We start from the raw sequence: 15,790 nt of genomic DNA, 5'->3' as shown, positions 1-15,790 counted from the left end.
TTAAGCGAATTTTTTTATCCTATAAGACACTGAAGTACAGTATCTCCTTGATTTTTTATTAATTTATTATGAAAATATTGATAATAGTAACACTTTAATTTACCATTATATAATTTTCTATTTTTTGTAGATTTTATTCCAAAATCTTTTTCAAATTCTTCATAAGAAGTAAGAACATTAAATTCCCAATCTTCATATTTTCTTTTATATTTACCAAAAATTCCATAAAGCTCTTTCACTTCATTTTTATCGCTTAATCTTTCTCCATAAGGTGGATTTGAAATTATGAATCCGTATTTATGTTTATTTGAGAATTTTCTAAAATCTCTTTCTTGGAATTCTATATAATCTAAAACTCCAGCCTTTCTTGCATTTTCTTTTGCAGTCTTTAAAACCCTATGGTCTATATCATATCCTAAAAGTTTTATATCTTTATGTTTTATTGCCTTTCTTGCTCCATCTCTTACTTGATTATATATATTAGGTGGCATTATAGGCCAATTTTCTGAAATAAATTCTCTATTTAACCCAGGTGCTATATTTTGCATTATCATACAAGCTTCTATTAAAATGGTACCTGAACCACAAAATGGATCAACTAAAATATAATCTTCTTTCCATCTTGATAAAAGTACCATAGAAGCTGCCAATGTTTCTTTAAGAGGTGCAGCTCCCGCATTTTCTCTATAACCTCTTTTATGAAGTCCAACACCTGATGTATCTATACTAAGAGTAACTTTATCTTTTAAAATAGATACTTCAATTTTATAAATTGTTCCATCTTCACTAAATCTATCAATTCCATAGGCTTCACTCATTTGAGTTACAATAGCTTTTTTAACTATTGATTGACAATCTGGAACGCTATGTAATGTTGATTTTATTGACTTACCAACTACATGCATTACTCCGTCTTTAGGTATAATTTTATTCCATTTAACATTTTTAGTTCCTTGGAAAAGTTCTTCAAAAGATCTAGCTTCAAATTCTGCCATCTTTATAAAAACTCTATCTGCAGTTCTTAAGTGAATATTAGCTATTGCAATATCCATTTCATCCCCTTGGAAGTGTACCTTTCCATTTTCTGTTTTTAATCCTTCATAACCTAAGGCTTTTAACTCTTTTGCAGTTACACCTTCTATACCAAAGGTAGTGGTTGCAATTAAATCATATTCCATATATTTTTTCGCTCCTTTAAGCTTTTAAATTAAACTTATTTTTCGTATATCTTTACTGAGTCTTCCCCATCTATTTCTAAAATTTTAACTCCAACAATTTCATCTCTTGATGTTGGTATATTTTTACCTACAAAGTCAGCTCTTATAGGTAATTCTTTATGTCCTCTGTCTATTAAAACTGCAAGTTCTATAACACTCGGTCTGCCTGCGTCCATTATTGCATCAATAGCAGCTCTTACTGTTCTTCCTGTATATAAAACATCATCTACTAAAATCACCTTTTTATTTGTAATATCACAATTTAATTCTATACTTTTTATTTGTGGTACTTCATTGTCCTTTGTTAAATCATCTCTATATAAAGTTATATCTACTAATCCTACTGGAATTTCTACTCCCTCAATTGCTGTTATTTGTTTAGAAATTCTTTGTGCAAGTGGATATCCTCTTCTTTTTATTCCTATAAGAACTGTATCTTCTACTCCCTTATTTTTTTCAATAATTTCATGAGAAATTCTAATTAAACTTCTTCTTATTGCTTTATCATCTAAAAGATTAGCTTTTAAATTCATTATTGCCCTCCTTATATATTATCTTTTCTTAAATTTTCTAATAACTCTTTATATTTTTCTGGAAGTTCTGATGTAAATTCCATATATTCATTAGTAGTTGGATGAATAAATCCTAGTGTTTTAGCATGTAACATTTGACCTTCATTTTTAAATTTTCCTTTTTTAAATCCATAAGTTGGATCTCCAACTAAAGGATATCCAATAGACGCCATATGCACTCTAATTTGATGTGTTCTTCCAGTTTCTAATATACATTTAACCAAACTTGCATTTTTGAATCTTTCAATAACTTCATAATGAGTTACTGCACGCTTCCCCTCTGGTGTTATTGCAATTTTCAATCTATCTTTTTTAGATCTTGCAAGAGGTTTATCTATTGTTCCACTATCTTTTTTAATTCTTCCTTCAACTAAAGCATAATATTCTCTTTTCATTGAATGAACCTTTAATTGCTCTGATAATTTATTATGAGCATTATCATTTTTTGCAACTACTAATATTCCTGTTGTATCTTTATCTATTCTATGTACTATTCCAGGTCTTATAACCCCATTTATACTTGATAAATCTTTACAATGATACAATAATGCATTTACAAGAGTACCTGTATAATTTCCAGGAGCTGGATGTACAACCATTCCTTTTGGTTTATTTACCACAATAACATCTTTATCTTCATATATTATATTAAGTGGAATATTTTCTGCTTCTACCTCTAGTTCTTTAACTTCTGGCATTTTTATTTCTATTTTATCATTTTCTTTTAACTTGTAATTACTTTTTATTTTTTTATCATTAACTAAAACGCCTTCATTTTCTATAAGTCCTTGAATAAAACTTCTTGATTTATCTTCAAACTTACTTGAAAGGAATTTATCAATTCTAATTCCTTTTTCATCAGAACTTATATTATATATCATCTCTTCCATTATTTAAGTCTCCTAAATTTTTATTACCTAACAATTATAATATATTGACTAAATTTACTCAACTGCAACTATATATTAAAAAATCAGCATTACATTTGTAATGCTGATAATATTAATCTTCCTTTTTAGCAAAGAAACTTTTTATTTCATCTAATTCATTTTGTGAAACTTCTTCTTCACTATCATTTGTGTCTTCATATGAAATATCTTTAACATTCATTTCTTCATCAACTGGAGTAGCAATTGAATAATTCTTATTAATATCTTTTTCTAAATCATCAAATGTTTCTAATTGAGTATTCATAAAGTTTCTAAATTTTGCTCTAAATTTTATAAACTCTTGTTTAACTCTGTCAAATTCATCATTTATTTGAATAACATCATTATGTGCCTTATCAACTATTCTTTGAGCTGTTTCATTAGCATTTTTAACTATTATTTCAGCTTCCTTTTGAGAAGATTCCTTTGCTTGATCTGCTGCATTTTGAGCAAGAACTAAAGTATTTTGAATAGTTGTCTCTATTTTTGCATAATGTGATATTTGCTCTTCTAAAACTTCTAATTTTTCTTTTAATTTTGAATTTTCCTTATATAGTTCTTCGTAATTATCTACTACTTCATCTAAGAACTCATCTACTTCATCTGGATTATATCCTCTAAGTCCTCTCTTAAATTCCTTATTATTTATATCCATTGGAGTTAATTTCATTATTTCCACACCTCTATTATGTATATTTTTTTATATTTATTTTACATTTGCCACTTTTACTATAGCCTGTACAATCCCCTATAATAAATTTACCATATCTTCTTATAGTTACTCTATCATCTTCATTAACTTCTAAACTTTTATTTCTATTTATATTATAGTTTATAAGTACATTTCCTTCTTCTATCATTTTTTGTGCTACTCCTCTAGATTTATTAATAAGTTTAGCAACAATTGTATCTATTCTCATTGAAGGAACTAAAATAATTTCATCTTTAAAATTATTATTTATACTAGAAATATCATCAAATATCTCTTTAACTTTACAAGGTACTTTAGAAACCCTTTTTAGATTCATTATTATATAATCTGCTATATCTTCATGTACTGCTGCATAACAAATATTTTCTTTTACAATCAAGTCTCCTATTTTATCTCTTTCAATTCCTAATGCTAATATACTACCTAAAAAATTTCTATGAGAAACTTCATTAAACTTAGATGTACTTTTTATTTCTAAAACCCTAATTGGAAAGGGTAAATCATAAATATTATTAAAAGATATCATCCTTCTTTCTGAATCCTTAAATGATCCAAAACTTTCAATTTTGAAATCTTTTATTTTTATCTCATCTTGAAAGAACTTCCATATATTTGGCGAATAAAAATTATTGCCAAACATAGGAATATTTCTTTCATAAGAAAACATCATTTTCTCATATAAATTAATAACACTATCTTTATCTTCATTATTAAAATTTTTCAATATAAATTCTTTATTCATTTTACAATATACCTACCACTAATGACATAACAATAGGTTTTAATAAATCTAAAGTAATAAATGCAAATATAGGTGACATATCTATAGGAATGTCTCCTAAAAGCTTTTCTTGAAGAATTCTAAAAGGTTTTAAAATAGGATCTGTAAAACTTGTTATAACTCCCATGATTCCACTATTTCTATCTCTAACAATCCATGAAAGGAGACATTCTATAATAATAGCAAGTTCCATAACACGAAAAAGTGAGTTGATAAAATTAGCTATCATACCACTCATCTAGCATCCCCCTATTATTTTGACCAGTTAAATAATGCTTTAGAAGTTAATTCGCTTTTTAATTCACTAGTTACTTCTACATTTGAAGGTGATAAAAGATATACTCTCTTCTCAACTTCTTGAATGTCACCATGTAGTGCATAACATGATCCACCAATAAAGTCTAATAATCTTTGAGCTGTTCTTATATCAAGATTAGTTGTATTTACTACAACAATTCTTCTATTTCTAACTGCATCACATATTTCCATTGCTTCTTCATAAGCAGATGGCTTTGTTATTAATACCTTTGCTGAAGCTGAAGTATGAATATTTACAACTTTATTTGATCTTTTTCCTGAAATAACTGGTTCTATATTTTCATCTATAGCCATATTTCCTTCTGTTGTTTCTTCGAATTCATCTTCAAATTCCTCATCTTCAAATTCGTCATCATAATCTCCAAAACCTAAGATATTTTTCATTTTTGATAACATATTTGCCATTTTTTTATCCTCCTAAATATTATAATTTCTTTCTCCAAATATTCCAGTTCCAATTCGAACCATATTTGATCCTTCTTCTATGGCAATTTTATAATCATGAGTCATTCCCATAGATAGTATTTTCATATTAATATTTTTAAATTTTCTTTTTTGTAAATCTAAAAAAATCTTATTAGTTTCTTTAAAGTAATATCTATTACTTTCTTCATCTCCCTTAGGTATAATAACCATTATTCCCTTTACCTTTACATGATTACATTCTTCTACCTTTACAATTAATTCTTCTAAATCTTCTAATAAAACTCCACTTTTACTCTCTTCTCTTCCTATGTTTATTTGAATTAATGTATTTGCTATAAGATTTTCTTTTCCATAAAGCTCTTCTATTTTTTCTAAAAGCTTTATACTTGAAAGGGAATGAATTAAATGGACTTTACCAACTATATATTTTACTTTATTAGTTTGTAATTTACCAATTAGATGCCATCTTACATCTTTATGAAAACTTTCTTCCTTTCGCATAAGTTCTTGAACTTTATTTTCTGCAAAATCTCTTATACCAGTATCGTAAGCTTCTTCCATTTCTTCTATATTTCTCGTTTTAGATACAGCTAAAAGTTTAACATTACTAGGTATACTTTTTTCTATATTTTCTATGTTTTCCCTTATACTCAAATAAAAGACCTCCTTAAAAAAGCTCTCACTCTTACATATTATTATTCTTCATTTGTTTGCAATTTCCTCTAAAATTTTTATTATTTTTTTATTATTTTTCTATATATTCCTTCATATACTCAGTGGAACCTAATCTAGGTGCTGCGGGCATTACTATATTATCTTTTTTTTCTATTTGCACTGATAGCTCTCTAATCATTAATTCTCTAATATGACTTCCATCCTCTAATAAAGATGTCTTTAGAACATCTGGATCTCCAATTGCATAAATATAAAAAGGTGCATATTCTGTTGAATCATCTTCAAACCCCAAAAATGCCCAGTTACAAATCACTCCACTACTAGGAATAATCCTATGATTATTAATACTTATTGCTTCTGCCCCAGCTTTTCTTAAATCATTTAAAACAAGTGCCATATCATTATCATGAAAAATTTTTGACTTAGCTTCAAACTCAGTATCCCTATTTGTATCTATATTTCCATCATTTATTTTTAATAATATCCCAGGTCCTCTTACTTCTCTAAGTCCTGTAATCATACCATAATCCTTTAACTGACTTTTCATGCTGTCTAATACATTGTCTTGTTTTTTGTCATCATATTTGTATTGATTTATAGTTTCTTGCATCTCTTTATTTCTCTTTTTTAAATTAGAAATTTCTTTATATAAATCACTTTTTTCATTTATCGCATCCTTATAATCTTTAGCACTAAGTTGCATTGAACTTCCTATTATTCTATTAAAATTCATATTAAATGCTATTAGCAATCCAACTACAATTGATGCAAAAAAAACCATTAATCCGCCATTAGATTTCTTCATATTGTTACCTCTTACTGGTGTGACTTAATTTTTTCCAAAATAAGTCTTCTTATAATTGCAAAGTTATTGAATATTCTACCGCCAAATACTATTACTGCTGCAATATAAATTGGTATACCTAATTTATCTCCAAGATAAGCAAGTCCTGCTGCAAGTAATGCATTTCCAAAAAAACCCGAAATAAATATATCTGGTTGAAAGTTTTTTGATAGATTTGCTCTAATAGCACCAAAAACTGAATCTAAACAAGCAAGTATAGCAACTGACATGTAAGGAGACAATTTATCTGGTATATTAACATCAAAAACAAAACCAAATATTATTCCTATTAATAAGCCTATAAAAGGTATCATTATTTCTCCTCCTTTTTACCAACTGGTTTTAAATAATCACTCTTAATTGTTTGAGTTGTTTTATTTATAACTATACTATCACTTTGTTCCACTTCACAATTATAATTTTGGAGTGCACCAAAATCCAATGATCCTGGAAAGTTTAAGCCTACATTTAATCTTGCCTTATCTCCAATTGCTTTTATTGTAATTGGTTCTTTAGGGCTAACTTTACCAGCTGATCCTATCCATATATAATTGCTAGAATTTTTTATTCCAGTTTGAGGAGTTATTCTATAACCATTTACTGAAATAGCCTCTGCTTTTGAATACCAAAGTAAATTTATTATATGTATTAACTCTTCATCATTTATACTTCTTCCTGCATCTCCACTATTTGAATTAAATATTGAAGTTTTAGGAGTTATTTTTATAATTACTCCTGGGCCTTTTACATCAACTAATCCTAAATGCATTCTAGCAGAATCTAATTGATTTTTTATTTCTTTACCAACATTACCTTCTTTTGAGGCAGCTTCTTCTAACTTTTTAAGTTCTTCACTTAAAGAATTATTTTTATTTTGAAGTTCTTCTTTTTCTTTCTTTAAACTATCTATTTCTGCAATTATATCATTTTTATTATAATTTTCTATTTTACTTTCATTATTTTTACTTAAAACTTTAAATTGATATACCAGGAGAAATCCTAGCAATGCACATACAATTGCAATTGAAATCTGAGAAGTGGACTTCTTCATTTTTATATAACCTCCCTAATTCTTTTCTTTAATTACTGGTGTACCATCAAAACTTAAATCTATATATCCATTTTTAAAATTAAGTTTTTTATCTTCTAGTATACTTAAAGCAGTTCTCATCTTGTTTACTAAATTTTCTCCATTTCCTACCTTAACTTCAACATCCTTAAAATAAACCTTCATTTTATTCATATTAGAAACATTTACCATAGTTATCTTGTTATTTGTTTTATTAGCTTTTTTTACCTCATAAAGGTTACTAAGAAAATCTTGTAATCTTTTATCACCATTAGTATTTACATATTCTTCTCCTAATTTATTATTAGTACCATTAAGTCCAGTAATTTGAATTAAATCTTTTGTTTTAAGCTCATTAGATTTTTCTAATAAAACTAAATCAGAACTAATAATATCATAATTGTTTCCATTTTTAACATAATAGCCTACATTTTTTTCTTTAACATTTATTTCTAATGTTGATGGCAATCTTCTTTTAATAGTAATTTTATCAACATAGGGATCTGATTTGAGAAGTTTTTCAATTTCACTACCCTTCACAAAAAATATATTTTCACCATTAATTTCATTGACTTTTTTATAAATTATATCTTTTGTAATTAAATCTTCTCCTGTAATATTTATTTTCTTAATTAAAAACACATTAGATTTTGTTACAAAAAGTCCTGAAGCTATTATAATTAAAATAATTATAAATATAATTCTTTTTATTAATCTCTTTCTCCTAGCTTTTTTTATGTATCTGTTTTCGCTTATTCCCATACGTGAAAAACCCATCCTTGCTATATTTTATTTATATACATTAATATAATACCACTGTTAAAATTATTTTTCATCAATAAATTCTTAACAAGGAATTAATTATTACAATATTAAATAAAAAAACTTAGCAGAATAATATCCACTAAGTTCTTTATTACTATTTATCTATTTTTTCTTTACCACTTACTTGTCTTGAAATATTAATTAATATTCCCATGGCTATCATATTAATAACTAATGAAGTACCACCATAACTTATAAATGGAAGTGGTACACCAGTAACTGGCATTGATCCTGTTACAACAGCTATATTTATTATTGATTGAACTGCTATAACTGATGTTATTCCAATAGCTAAAAGGCTTCCATAAGTATCTTTTGCTTTCATTGCAATTCTTATTCCTCTCCAAACAAAAATTACAAATAAAGAAACTATTATTAAACATCCAATTAACCCAAGTTCTTCTCCAATAATTGAAAATATAAAATCATTATGAGGTTCTGGCATATAAAGCATTTTTTGTCTTGATTGACCAAGCCCAAGTCCTGTTATACCTCCAGCCCCTAAAGCATAAAAAGATTGAATCAATTGATATCCATTTTTTGCAGGATCTTTCCAAGGATCTATAAAGTTAAGCATTCTTGCCCTTCTATAATCTTCTCCCAAGGCAAAAACTAAAGCTGCTGAAACTAATGTTGGTGCTATAATTCCAAACATATGTTTATTTCTTGCACCTGCTGAAAAAACCATTACGAAAGTAACTATCATTATTACAGATGCTATACTTAAGTTCTTTTCAGCCAAAACTAAAGCTGCAAAAACTCCTGCAACAAAAAAGCAAGGAATAACTCCTGTTTTTAACTTTTTAATTCCATCACCTTTTTTTTCTAAAAACATTGCTAAATAAAGCACAACAACATATTTTGCAAGTTCTGAAGGCTGAAATGAAAATGGTCCAAGTTGAATCCATCTTTGAGCTCCATTTACACCTTCAAAAGCAAAAACTAATAGTAATAAAGGTATTGTTGCTACTAATGCTATAAGTGTATATCTTTTTAATTTATGATAATCAAAAGCCATCATGAACATCATTGCAGCTATACCTAAAACGCTCCATATTACCTGTCTTTTCAAATAATGCATACTGTCATTATAATGAAACATAGCATAATAAGAACTTGCTGAATATACCATTACAACACCTATTGCAAGAAGTAGTATTATAGTACAAAATATACCATAATCAATTTCGCCCATCCTCTTTCCTTTTGGTTTTCTCTTTTTCATAAAAAATTCCTCCACTATATATTGCTAAAGTGAAATACCCCCTATAATACAAAGGATAATAGTAATAATTGAAAATATTGTAACAATTTTTCTTTCTGACCATCCTAATTGTTCAAAATGATGATGAACTGGTGCCATTTTAAATACTCTTTTCCCTGTTGTTTTAAAAGAAACTACTTGTATTATTACTGATAATGTTTCAAAAACGTAAATTCCTCCAACAACTACAACTACAAATGGATTCTTAAGCATAAGAGCAATACTAGCTATTGCTCCACCTAAAGCTAGTGAACCAGTATCTCCCATAAATATTTTTGCAGGATAAGCATTATATTTTAAGAATCCTAAAAGCCCTCCAATTAACGCTATTGAAAATGTAGCTACTTCATAACTTTTATTGTTATAAGAAACTATTGTAAAGAATATAAGAACTATTATTGTAACTGTTGTTGCAAGTCCATCTAGTCCATCTGTAAGATTTACAGCATTTGTTGTTGCTGCATAATAAATTATTACAAAAGGAATATATAAAATTCCTAAATTTATATTAAATCCTAAGAATGGAACAATTATTTCACTTCCTAAAACAGTATAACTATAATAAGCCATTGCTACTGAAAACAAAAGTAATAATAACATTTTTTGCCATGCTCTTAATCCTAAATTATTTTTATGTATGATCTTAAGCATATCATCTAAAAATCCTATAAAACCAAAAGCTATCATTGAATATAAAATTATCATACCTTTACTATATACGTTATACCTCATAACAAGCATTGCAATAGTAACGGCTATTATAAATATAATTCCTCCCATTGTTGGAGTACCAGCTTTTTTTAAATGACTTTTTGGTCCTTCTTCTCTTATGTTTTGCCCAAATTTAAACTTGTGTAAAATTGGTATAAATATCGGTCCTAATATTATTGATATAATAAAACCTAATCCTAATGCTAAAAGCATCATTGGATTTATAAAACTACTAAAAAAATCCCCCATCTGTACTATCAAAGATATTATTCTTTGACAGTTCACCTCCTTCGTTATTGTTTAATATTTTTTAATGCCTCGACTATTTCTTCGAATTTTTCTCCTCTTGATGCTTTTACTAATATAACATCGAAAGGTTTAATGATTGAATTTAAGTCGTTTATTAGTTTTACCTTTGTATTATATAATTTTATTTCTTCTTTTTCAAAGCCTTCTTTGAAATCATCTATAAACTCACCACAAGTAATAAGCATATCGACCTTATCTCTTGCATATTCTCCAACTTCCCTATGACATCTTGAAGATTCATCTCCAAGTTCTCTCATAGTTCCAAGTATTGCAATTTTTCTTCCAGTTCTACTATTTAAAACATCAAGTGCTGCTTTCATAGAATCTGGACTTGCATTATAACAGTCATTTATTATTTCAATTTTATCTCCTTCAATAAATTCTAATCTCATTGAAGTTGCTTCTATATTTTTAAGTCCTTCTAAAATTTCATCTACTGTAAGTCCAAGTTTAAAAGCTGCTCCTATTCCTAGTAGAGCATTTAAAACATTGTGTGCTCCAACCATAGGAAGTGTTATTCTATGCTTTTCTCCTTTATAATTAAAATCAAAGGAAGTTGTATCCTTAGTTAACTCAATATTACTTCCATAATAATCATAACTTTCATTATAACCAATTTTTATTATTTCATACTCTTTTCTACCAATTTTTTTAAGCATATCATCTTCACCATTAATTATAAGAGTACTATCTTTAGTGAAGAAATCTGTTATCTCCATTTTAGCTTTTAAAATATTTTCTCTTGTCTTTAAGTTTTCTATATGTGAGACACCAATATTTGTAATCATTGCAATATCAGGCTTTGCACAACTTGCAAGATTATGAATTTCATTAAAATTACTCATTCCCATTTCAAGAACTGCAACATCTACTGAACTGTCTAATTGTAAAACCATTAAAGGAAGTCCTATTTCGTTGTTAAAGTTACCCTTTGTTTTGAAAACTTTATATTTTCCGCTTAAAAATGCACTAACTAAATCCTTAGTTGATGTTTTCCCTGTTGAACCAGTTATTCCAACAACCTTAAGTCCTAACTTTTCTCTATATCCCTTAGCTATATCTAAAAGAGCTTTTTTTCCATCTTTTACTTTAATAACTACTCCATTTATATCTTCTTTATCAAAAAGAATTTCATCTACTATTGCAATTGTTGCTCCTTTATTAAAAGCTTCTTTAATATATTTATTACCATTAAAATTTTCTCCCTTTAATGCTAAAAATATATTTTCATCTTTTATATTTCTAGTATCTGTTGATAACTCATTAAAATTTTTATTTTCATTATCTACTACTATTTCTCCACCTGAATATTCAAGTAACTCTTTAAATGTTAATTCCATAAATTACACCTCTAGTTCTTTTTTAAAATTTCATCTATAATTTCTCTTTCATCAAAATGAATTTTACCTGTATTTAATATTTGATATGTTTCGTGACCTTTTCCAGCTATAACTATTACATCTCCATCTTTTGCAATTTCCATAGCCTTTTTTATACCATCTTGTCTATTTACAATTTTTATATAATTATCTTTATCTATACCTTCTAGCACATCATTTATTATACTTTCTGCATCTTCACTTCTTGGATTATCTGATGTTATTATTGCTATATCAGAAAGTTCTGTACCTATTTTACCCATTTGTGGTCTTTTAACTTTATCTCTATCTCCTCCGCAACCAAAAACAGATATTAATCTTCCTTTAGTAAATTCTCTTGCTGTTTTTAATATATTTTCTAATCCATCTGGAGTATGAGCATAATCAATTATTATTTCATATGGAAGATTATATTTTTTTGAAACTCTTTCACATCTACCAGGCACAACAACATTACTTAAACCAAGTTTTATATTTTCTAAATTTATTCCAAGGTTATAACATCCTCCAATTGCACCTAATGCATTATATACATTATATTCTCCTGGAATTCCTAAAATTATTTTTTCAGTTTTTCCATCTATTGAAAGATTAAATATAATGTCCATACTTTCTAAAACTTCATTTTTTGCCATTATATCTGCTGAATTTTTAATACTATATGTCATAAAATTATTTATGTTTTCTTTTCTTAAGTCTTCTGTTATTCTAACTCCATAATTATCATCTATATTTATTATACTAATTTCACTTCTTTGGAATAGTTTATATTTTGCTTTATAATAATTTTCAAATGTTTTATGAAAATCTAAATGATCCCTTGTTAAGTTAGTAAATATACCTACCTTAAATTTAACTCCATAAACTCTATCTAATTCTAATGAATGAGAAGAAACTTCCATAACACAATATTTAACACCTTCATCAACCATTTTTTTAAATAATTCTTGTAATTCTAATGATTCTGGAGTTGTTCTTTCTGTATCTATCTTTTTGTTTCCTATGTAATTGGCAATAGTACCTATTAAGCCAACCTTTTCTCCTGACTTTTCTAATATATCCTTTATCATGAAAGCAGTAGTTGTTTTTCCATTTGTTCCTGTTATACCTATAATATTAAGTTTTTCACTTGGATTATCATAATATTTTGCTCCAATATTAGCTAATGCTTTCCTTGTATCTTTAAATTTTATTATAGTTACATCATTATTAATAAGAACATCGTCTTCACATATTATGACTTTCGCACCTTTTTCTATTGCACTATCAATAAACTTATGTCCATCACTTGCAAAGCCTTTAATACAAACAAAAACATCTCCTTCCTTTATTTTTCTACTATCATAGTTAATATTTTTAATTTCAATATCACAATTTCCTTTAACTACTTCATAATTAAGTCCTTCTAATAGATTAGATAATTTCATTTAACCATCTCCTTTAAAATAATATGCTATTTATCTATCTATAATTACCTTTAATGTTTAAAATAGCATGTAAGGCTTTCCTCCCTACATGCTATAACAATTAAGAATTTAATCTTTATAATCTGAATTTAAAGTTAACTTAACATTAGTTCCCTTATTAATTAATTCCCCACTTGGTACGCTTTGGTTGGTTACTTTACCTTCACCTTCAAATTTTACATATAATCCAAGACCAATTAAAAGTTTATTTGCTGCTTCTTTTGAGTATCCTCTAACATCTGGCATAACAATAGCTTCTTTATTACTATTATTTCCTTCTGTATATAATGTTATCTTAGTTCCTTCTTTAACTGAATATCCTGGATATGGTTTAATATTTGTTATAGTTTTACCATTACCTTCTACATTATAATCTAAATTTGATTCTTTTAAAATCTTTTTAGCTTCTTCAATATTTTTTCCTCTTATTTCAGGAATTATTGCATCTCTAATTATTGATTCTTTATTTTCTTTAGAGAAATCTCCTTCCAAATAATTAAATATATCAGTAAATAATGTTTTCGCAACTGGTCCAGTTACAACTCCTGCATAGTAATTTCCATTACTTGGTTCATCAATTGTAATCATAACTGTTATTTTAGGATCATTAACAGGAGCCATTCCAACAAAAGATGAAATATATTTTCCTGCCTCATAAGTACCATTTTCAGGATTAACCTTTTGAGCTGTTCCAGTTTTACCACCAATGTGATATCCCTTTATAAATGTTCCTTTTGCTGAACCAGATGTAACAACTCTTTCCAAATATGTTCTAAGTTCTGCTGTTGTTTCTTTATCTGCAACTTTCTTTTTTGTAGGTTCAAATTTTTCATCTATTACATTTACACCACTATCATCTTTATGAGTAATCTCTTTCATAACATGAGGTTCTATAAGTTCTCCACCATTTGCAATTGCATTAAAAGCAGCCATATATTGAACAGAATTTACTGTATTTGTTTGACCAAATGCAATAGTAGCAAGGTCTGTTGCAGAAACATTGTTAATATTTTTAACAATTCCTGGTGCTTCACCAGGTAAATCTATTCCACATTTCTTGCCAAAGCCAAATTTATTTATATATTCATATAATTTTTCTTTACCAAGTTTTTTACCAAGTTCCATAAAACCAACATTACAAGAATTTTGTATTATTTCAGGGAATGTTAACTTACCGTGTCCACCTGTTTTCCAACACTTTATTTTTCTCTTACCAAAAGTTAAATATCCATTACAAACAAAGGTATCAGTAGGTTTAACAACCTTTTCCTCCATACCAGCAATAGCTGTAATTACTTTAAATATTGATCCTGGCTCAAAAGTATCATTTACAAGTCTATTTCTCCACATCTTTTGAACTTTATCATATTCTGTTTTTCCTTTAAATGCATCTGCACCTTTAAATGGTTCATTAGGATTAAAGTCTGGTTTATTTACCATAGCTAAAATCTCTCCATTTTTAGGATTCATTACAAGAACTGATGCTGCCTTTGCTTTATTATCCTTTAATGCTTTTTCTGCTGCTTTTTCTGCAAAAAATTGAATATTTTCATCAATTGTAAGAGATACATCCTTTCCTTCTACTGGTGGCACAAATTTAGAAACAGTATATGGAAGATCATTGCTTTTACTATCAAGTTCAGCTATTCTCATTCCTGGAATACCTGAAAGTTCTTTATTATATTGTAACTCTACTCCTGTTAATCCTTGTCCATCAATATTTGTACTACCTAAAAGATGAGCTGCAAAATTATTATTAGGATAATATCTTTTTGTATCTGGAGAAACTATTATCCCACGTATTTTTAAAGCTTTAACCTTATCAGCTTCATCTTTTTCTATTCTTCTAATTAATGTAGCTGACCCTGCCTGTGCTCCACTTGGCAATTTAGTTTCAAGTTTTTTTAGTACATCTTCATCTTTCATACCAACAGCTTTTGCAATTTCAGGGGCTATTTGTGCATTAGTCTTATTTGAATCTTTAAGATATGCTCTTATAGAATTTAAATCAAAATCTATTCTATAAACATTTGCTGACACTGCAAGTTCAGCACCATTTCTATCTAAAATTCTACCTCTTCTTGCATCTATTTTTACTTCGCTTGTCCATTGTTCTTCTGCCTTAGCTGCATACTCTTGTCTTTTAACAATCATTATATAAGACAATCTAAGAGCTAAAATTGCAAAAACAATTGTTAATACGCATATAATTAATCTCATTCTCTTTTTTGATAAAGCTCTATCAATAAAGTTTCTTTTTTTCACACTAACTCCTCCGTAAATATTGCTTAAA

17 protein-coding genes are annotated in these 15,790 nt (G+C 27.5%); all 17 read right to left on the bottom strand.

The window, feature by feature from the left end:
* Positions 1-14: 14 nt before the first annotated feature.
* On the bottom strand, positions 15-1,178 hold the full coding sequence (locus tag J2Z53_RS06480; protein WP_209796634.1) for a THUMP domain-containing class I SAM-dependent RNA methyltransferase: 1,164 nt from the start codon (positions 1,176-1,178) through the stop codon (positions 15-17).
* Positions 1,179-1,213: 35 nt separating this feature from the next.
* Entirely contained in the window at positions 1,214-1,750 is a 537-nt protein-coding gene (pyrR, locus tag J2Z53_RS06475) for a bifunctional pyr operon transcriptional regulator/uracil phosphoribosyltransferase PyrR (protein WP_209796633.1), read from the bottom strand.
* 11 nt (positions 1,751-1,761) lie between these two features.
* Complete coding sequence (locus tag J2Z53_RS06470; RefSeq protein WP_209796632.1) at positions 1,762-2,679, bottom strand: RluA family pseudouridine synthase; 918 nt, start codon at positions 2,677-2,679, stop codon at positions 1,762-1,764.
* A 112-nt stretch (positions 2,680-2,791) separates the two neighbouring features.
* Positions 2,792-3,388, bottom strand: coding sequence for a DivIVA domain-containing protein (locus J2Z53_RS06465; RefSeq protein WP_209796631.1), 597 nt, complete (start codon positions 3,386-3,388; stop codon positions 2,792-2,794).
* A 16-nt stretch (positions 3,389-3,404) separates the two neighbouring features.
* The gene (locus J2Z53_RS06460) at positions 3,405-4,172 is read right to left on the bottom strand and encodes a YlmH family RNA-binding protein (RefSeq protein WP_209796630.1); all 768 of its coding nucleotides are present in this window, start codon (positions 4,170-4,172) and stop codon (positions 3,405-3,407) included.
* Between the two features lies 1 nt (position 4,173).
* On the bottom strand, positions 4,174-4,449 hold the full coding sequence (locus J2Z53_RS06455; RefSeq protein WP_209796629.1) for a YggT family protein: 276 nt from the start codon (positions 4,447-4,449) through the stop codon (positions 4,174-4,176).
* A 14-nt stretch (positions 4,450-4,463) separates the two neighbouring features.
* Entirely contained in the window at positions 4,464-4,934 is a 471-nt protein-coding gene (locus J2Z53_RS06450; RefSeq protein WP_209796628.1) for a cell division protein SepF, read from the bottom strand.
* Positions 4,935-4,946: 12 nt separating this feature from the next.
* Positions 4,947-5,609 (bottom strand): YggS family pyridoxal phosphate-dependent enzyme, encoded by a 663-nt coding sequence (locus tag J2Z53_RS06445; RefSeq protein ID WP_209796627.1) that lies wholly within the window; start codon positions 5,607-5,609, stop codon positions 4,947-4,949.
* Positions 5,610-5,700: 91 nt separating this feature from the next.
* Entirely contained in the window at positions 5,701-6,435 is a 735-nt protein-coding gene (locus J2Z53_RS06440; RefSeq protein WP_209796626.1) for a DUF881 domain-containing protein, read from the bottom strand.
* Between the two features lie 11 nt (positions 6,436-6,446).
* The gene (locus tag J2Z53_RS06435) at positions 6,447-6,788 is read right to left on the bottom strand and encodes a small basic family protein (RefSeq protein ID WP_209796625.1); all 342 of its coding nucleotides are present in this window, start codon (positions 6,786-6,788) and stop codon (positions 6,447-6,449) included.
* Positions 6,788-7,525 carry a DUF881 domain-containing protein gene (locus J2Z53_RS06430; protein ID WP_209796624.1) on the bottom strand — a complete coding sequence of 246 codons (738 nt, stop codon included), beginning with the start codon at positions 7,523-7,525 and terminating at the stop codon, positions 6,788-6,790. Before J2Z53_RS06430 ends, J2Z53_RS06435 begins: the two co-directional genes overlap by 1 nt.
* Before the next feature lie 15 nt (positions 7,526-7,540).
* The gene (locus tag J2Z53_RS06425; RefSeq protein WP_209796623.1) at positions 7,541-8,305 is read right to left on the bottom strand and encodes a cell division protein FtsQ/DivIB; all 765 of its coding nucleotides are present in this window, start codon (positions 8,303-8,305) and stop codon (positions 7,541-7,543) included.
* A 157-nt stretch (positions 8,306-8,462) separates the two neighbouring features.
* Positions 8,463-9,593, bottom strand: coding sequence for a stage V sporulation protein E (gene spoVE / locus J2Z53_RS06420; protein WP_209796622.1), 1,131 nt, complete (start codon positions 9,591-9,593; stop codon positions 8,463-8,465).
* Positions 9,594-9,617: 24 nt separating this feature from the next.
* A complete protein-coding gene (mraY, locus tag J2Z53_RS06415) occupies positions 9,618-10,592 on the bottom strand; it encodes a phospho-N-acetylmuramoyl-pentapeptide-transferase (protein ID WP_209796621.1) in 975 nt (324 codons plus the stop codon).
* 44 nt (positions 10,593-10,636) lie between these two features.
* A complete protein-coding gene (locus J2Z53_RS06410) occupies positions 10,637-11,992 on the bottom strand; it encodes a UDP-N-acetylmuramoyl-tripeptide--D-alanyl-D-alanine ligase (RefSeq protein WP_209796620.1) in 1,356 nt (451 codons plus the stop codon).
* A gap of 11 nt (positions 11,993-12,003) precedes the next feature.
* Complete coding sequence (locus J2Z53_RS06405) at positions 12,004-13,458, bottom strand: UDP-N-acetylmuramoyl-L-alanyl-D-glutamate--2,6-diaminopimelate ligase (RefSeq protein ID WP_209796619.1); 1,455 nt, start codon at positions 13,456-13,458, stop codon at positions 12,004-12,006.
* A gap of 108 nt (positions 13,459-13,566) precedes the next feature.
* A complete protein-coding gene (locus tag J2Z53_RS06400) occupies positions 13,567-15,762 on the bottom strand; it encodes a stage V sporulation protein D (RefSeq protein WP_209796618.1) in 2,196 nt (731 codons plus the stop codon).
* Between the last annotated feature and the right edge of the window lie 28 nt (positions 15,763-15,790).

Source organism: Clostridium moniliforme (assembly GCF_017873235.1).
In the GTDB taxonomy this organism is placed as follows: Bacteria; Bacillota; Clostridia; order Clostridiales; family Clostridiaceae; genus Clostridium; species Clostridium moniliforme.
This window is presented reverse-complemented; position numbering and strand designations above follow the sequence as displayed.

Bases quoted from the DNA above. Each gene is read 5' to 3' on its own strand.
- J2Z53_RS06425 (WP_209796623.1), bottom strand. From the start codon at position 8,305: ATGGGAATAAGCGAAAACAGATACATAAAAAAAGCTAGGAGAAAGAGA.
- J2Z53_RS06405 (WP_209796619.1), bottom strand. From the start codon at position 13,458: ATGAAATTATCTAATCTATTAGAAGGACTTAATTATGAAGTAGTTAAA.
- J2Z53_RS06465 (WP_209796631.1), bottom strand. From the start codon at position 3,388: ATGAAATTAACTCCAATGGATATAAATAATAAGGAATTTAAGAGAGGA.
- mraY (WP_209796621.1), bottom strand. From the start codon at position 10,592: ATGGGGGATTTTTTTAGTAGTTTTATAAATCCAATGATGCTTTTAGCA.
- J2Z53_RS06430 (WP_209796624.1), bottom strand. From the start codon at position 7,525: ATGAAGAAGTCCACTTCTCAGATTTCAATTGCAATTGTATGTGCATTG.
- pyrR (WP_209796633.1), bottom strand. From the start codon at position 1,750: ATGAATTTAAAAGCTAATCTTTTAGATGATAAAGCAATAAGAAGAAGT.
- J2Z53_RS06460 (WP_209796630.1), bottom strand. From the start codon at position 4,172: ATGAATAAAGAATTTATATTGAAAAATTTTAATAATGAAGATAAAGAT.
- J2Z53_RS06440 (WP_209796626.1), bottom strand. From the start codon at position 6,435: ATGAAGAAATCTAATGGCGGATTAATGGTTTTTTTTGCATCAATTGTA.
- J2Z53_RS06455 (WP_209796629.1), bottom strand. From the start codon at position 4,449: ATGAGTGGTATGATAGCTAATTTTATCAACTCACTTTTTCGTGTTATG.
- J2Z53_RS06470 (WP_209796632.1), bottom strand. From the start codon at position 2,679: ATGGAAGAGATGATATATAATATAAGTTCTGATGAAAAAGGAATTAGA.
- J2Z53_RS06450 (WP_209796628.1), bottom strand. From the start codon at position 4,934: ATGGCAAATATGTTATCAAAAATGAAAAATATCTTAGGTTTTGGAGAT.
- J2Z53_RS06480 (WP_209796634.1), bottom strand. From the start codon at position 1,178: ATGGAATATGATTTAATTGCAACCACTACCTTTGGTATAGAAGGTGTA.
- J2Z53_RS06410 (WP_209796620.1), bottom strand. From the start codon at position 11,992: ATGGAATTAACATTTAAAGAGTTACTTGAATATTCAGGTGGAGAAATA.
- J2Z53_RS06435 (WP_209796625.1), bottom strand. From the start codon at position 6,788: ATGATACCTTTTATAGGCTTATTAATAGGAATAATATTTGGTTTTGTT.
- spoVE (WP_209796622.1), bottom strand. From the start codon at position 9,593: ATGAAAAAGAGAAAACCAAAAGGAAAGAGGATGGGCGAAATTGATTAT.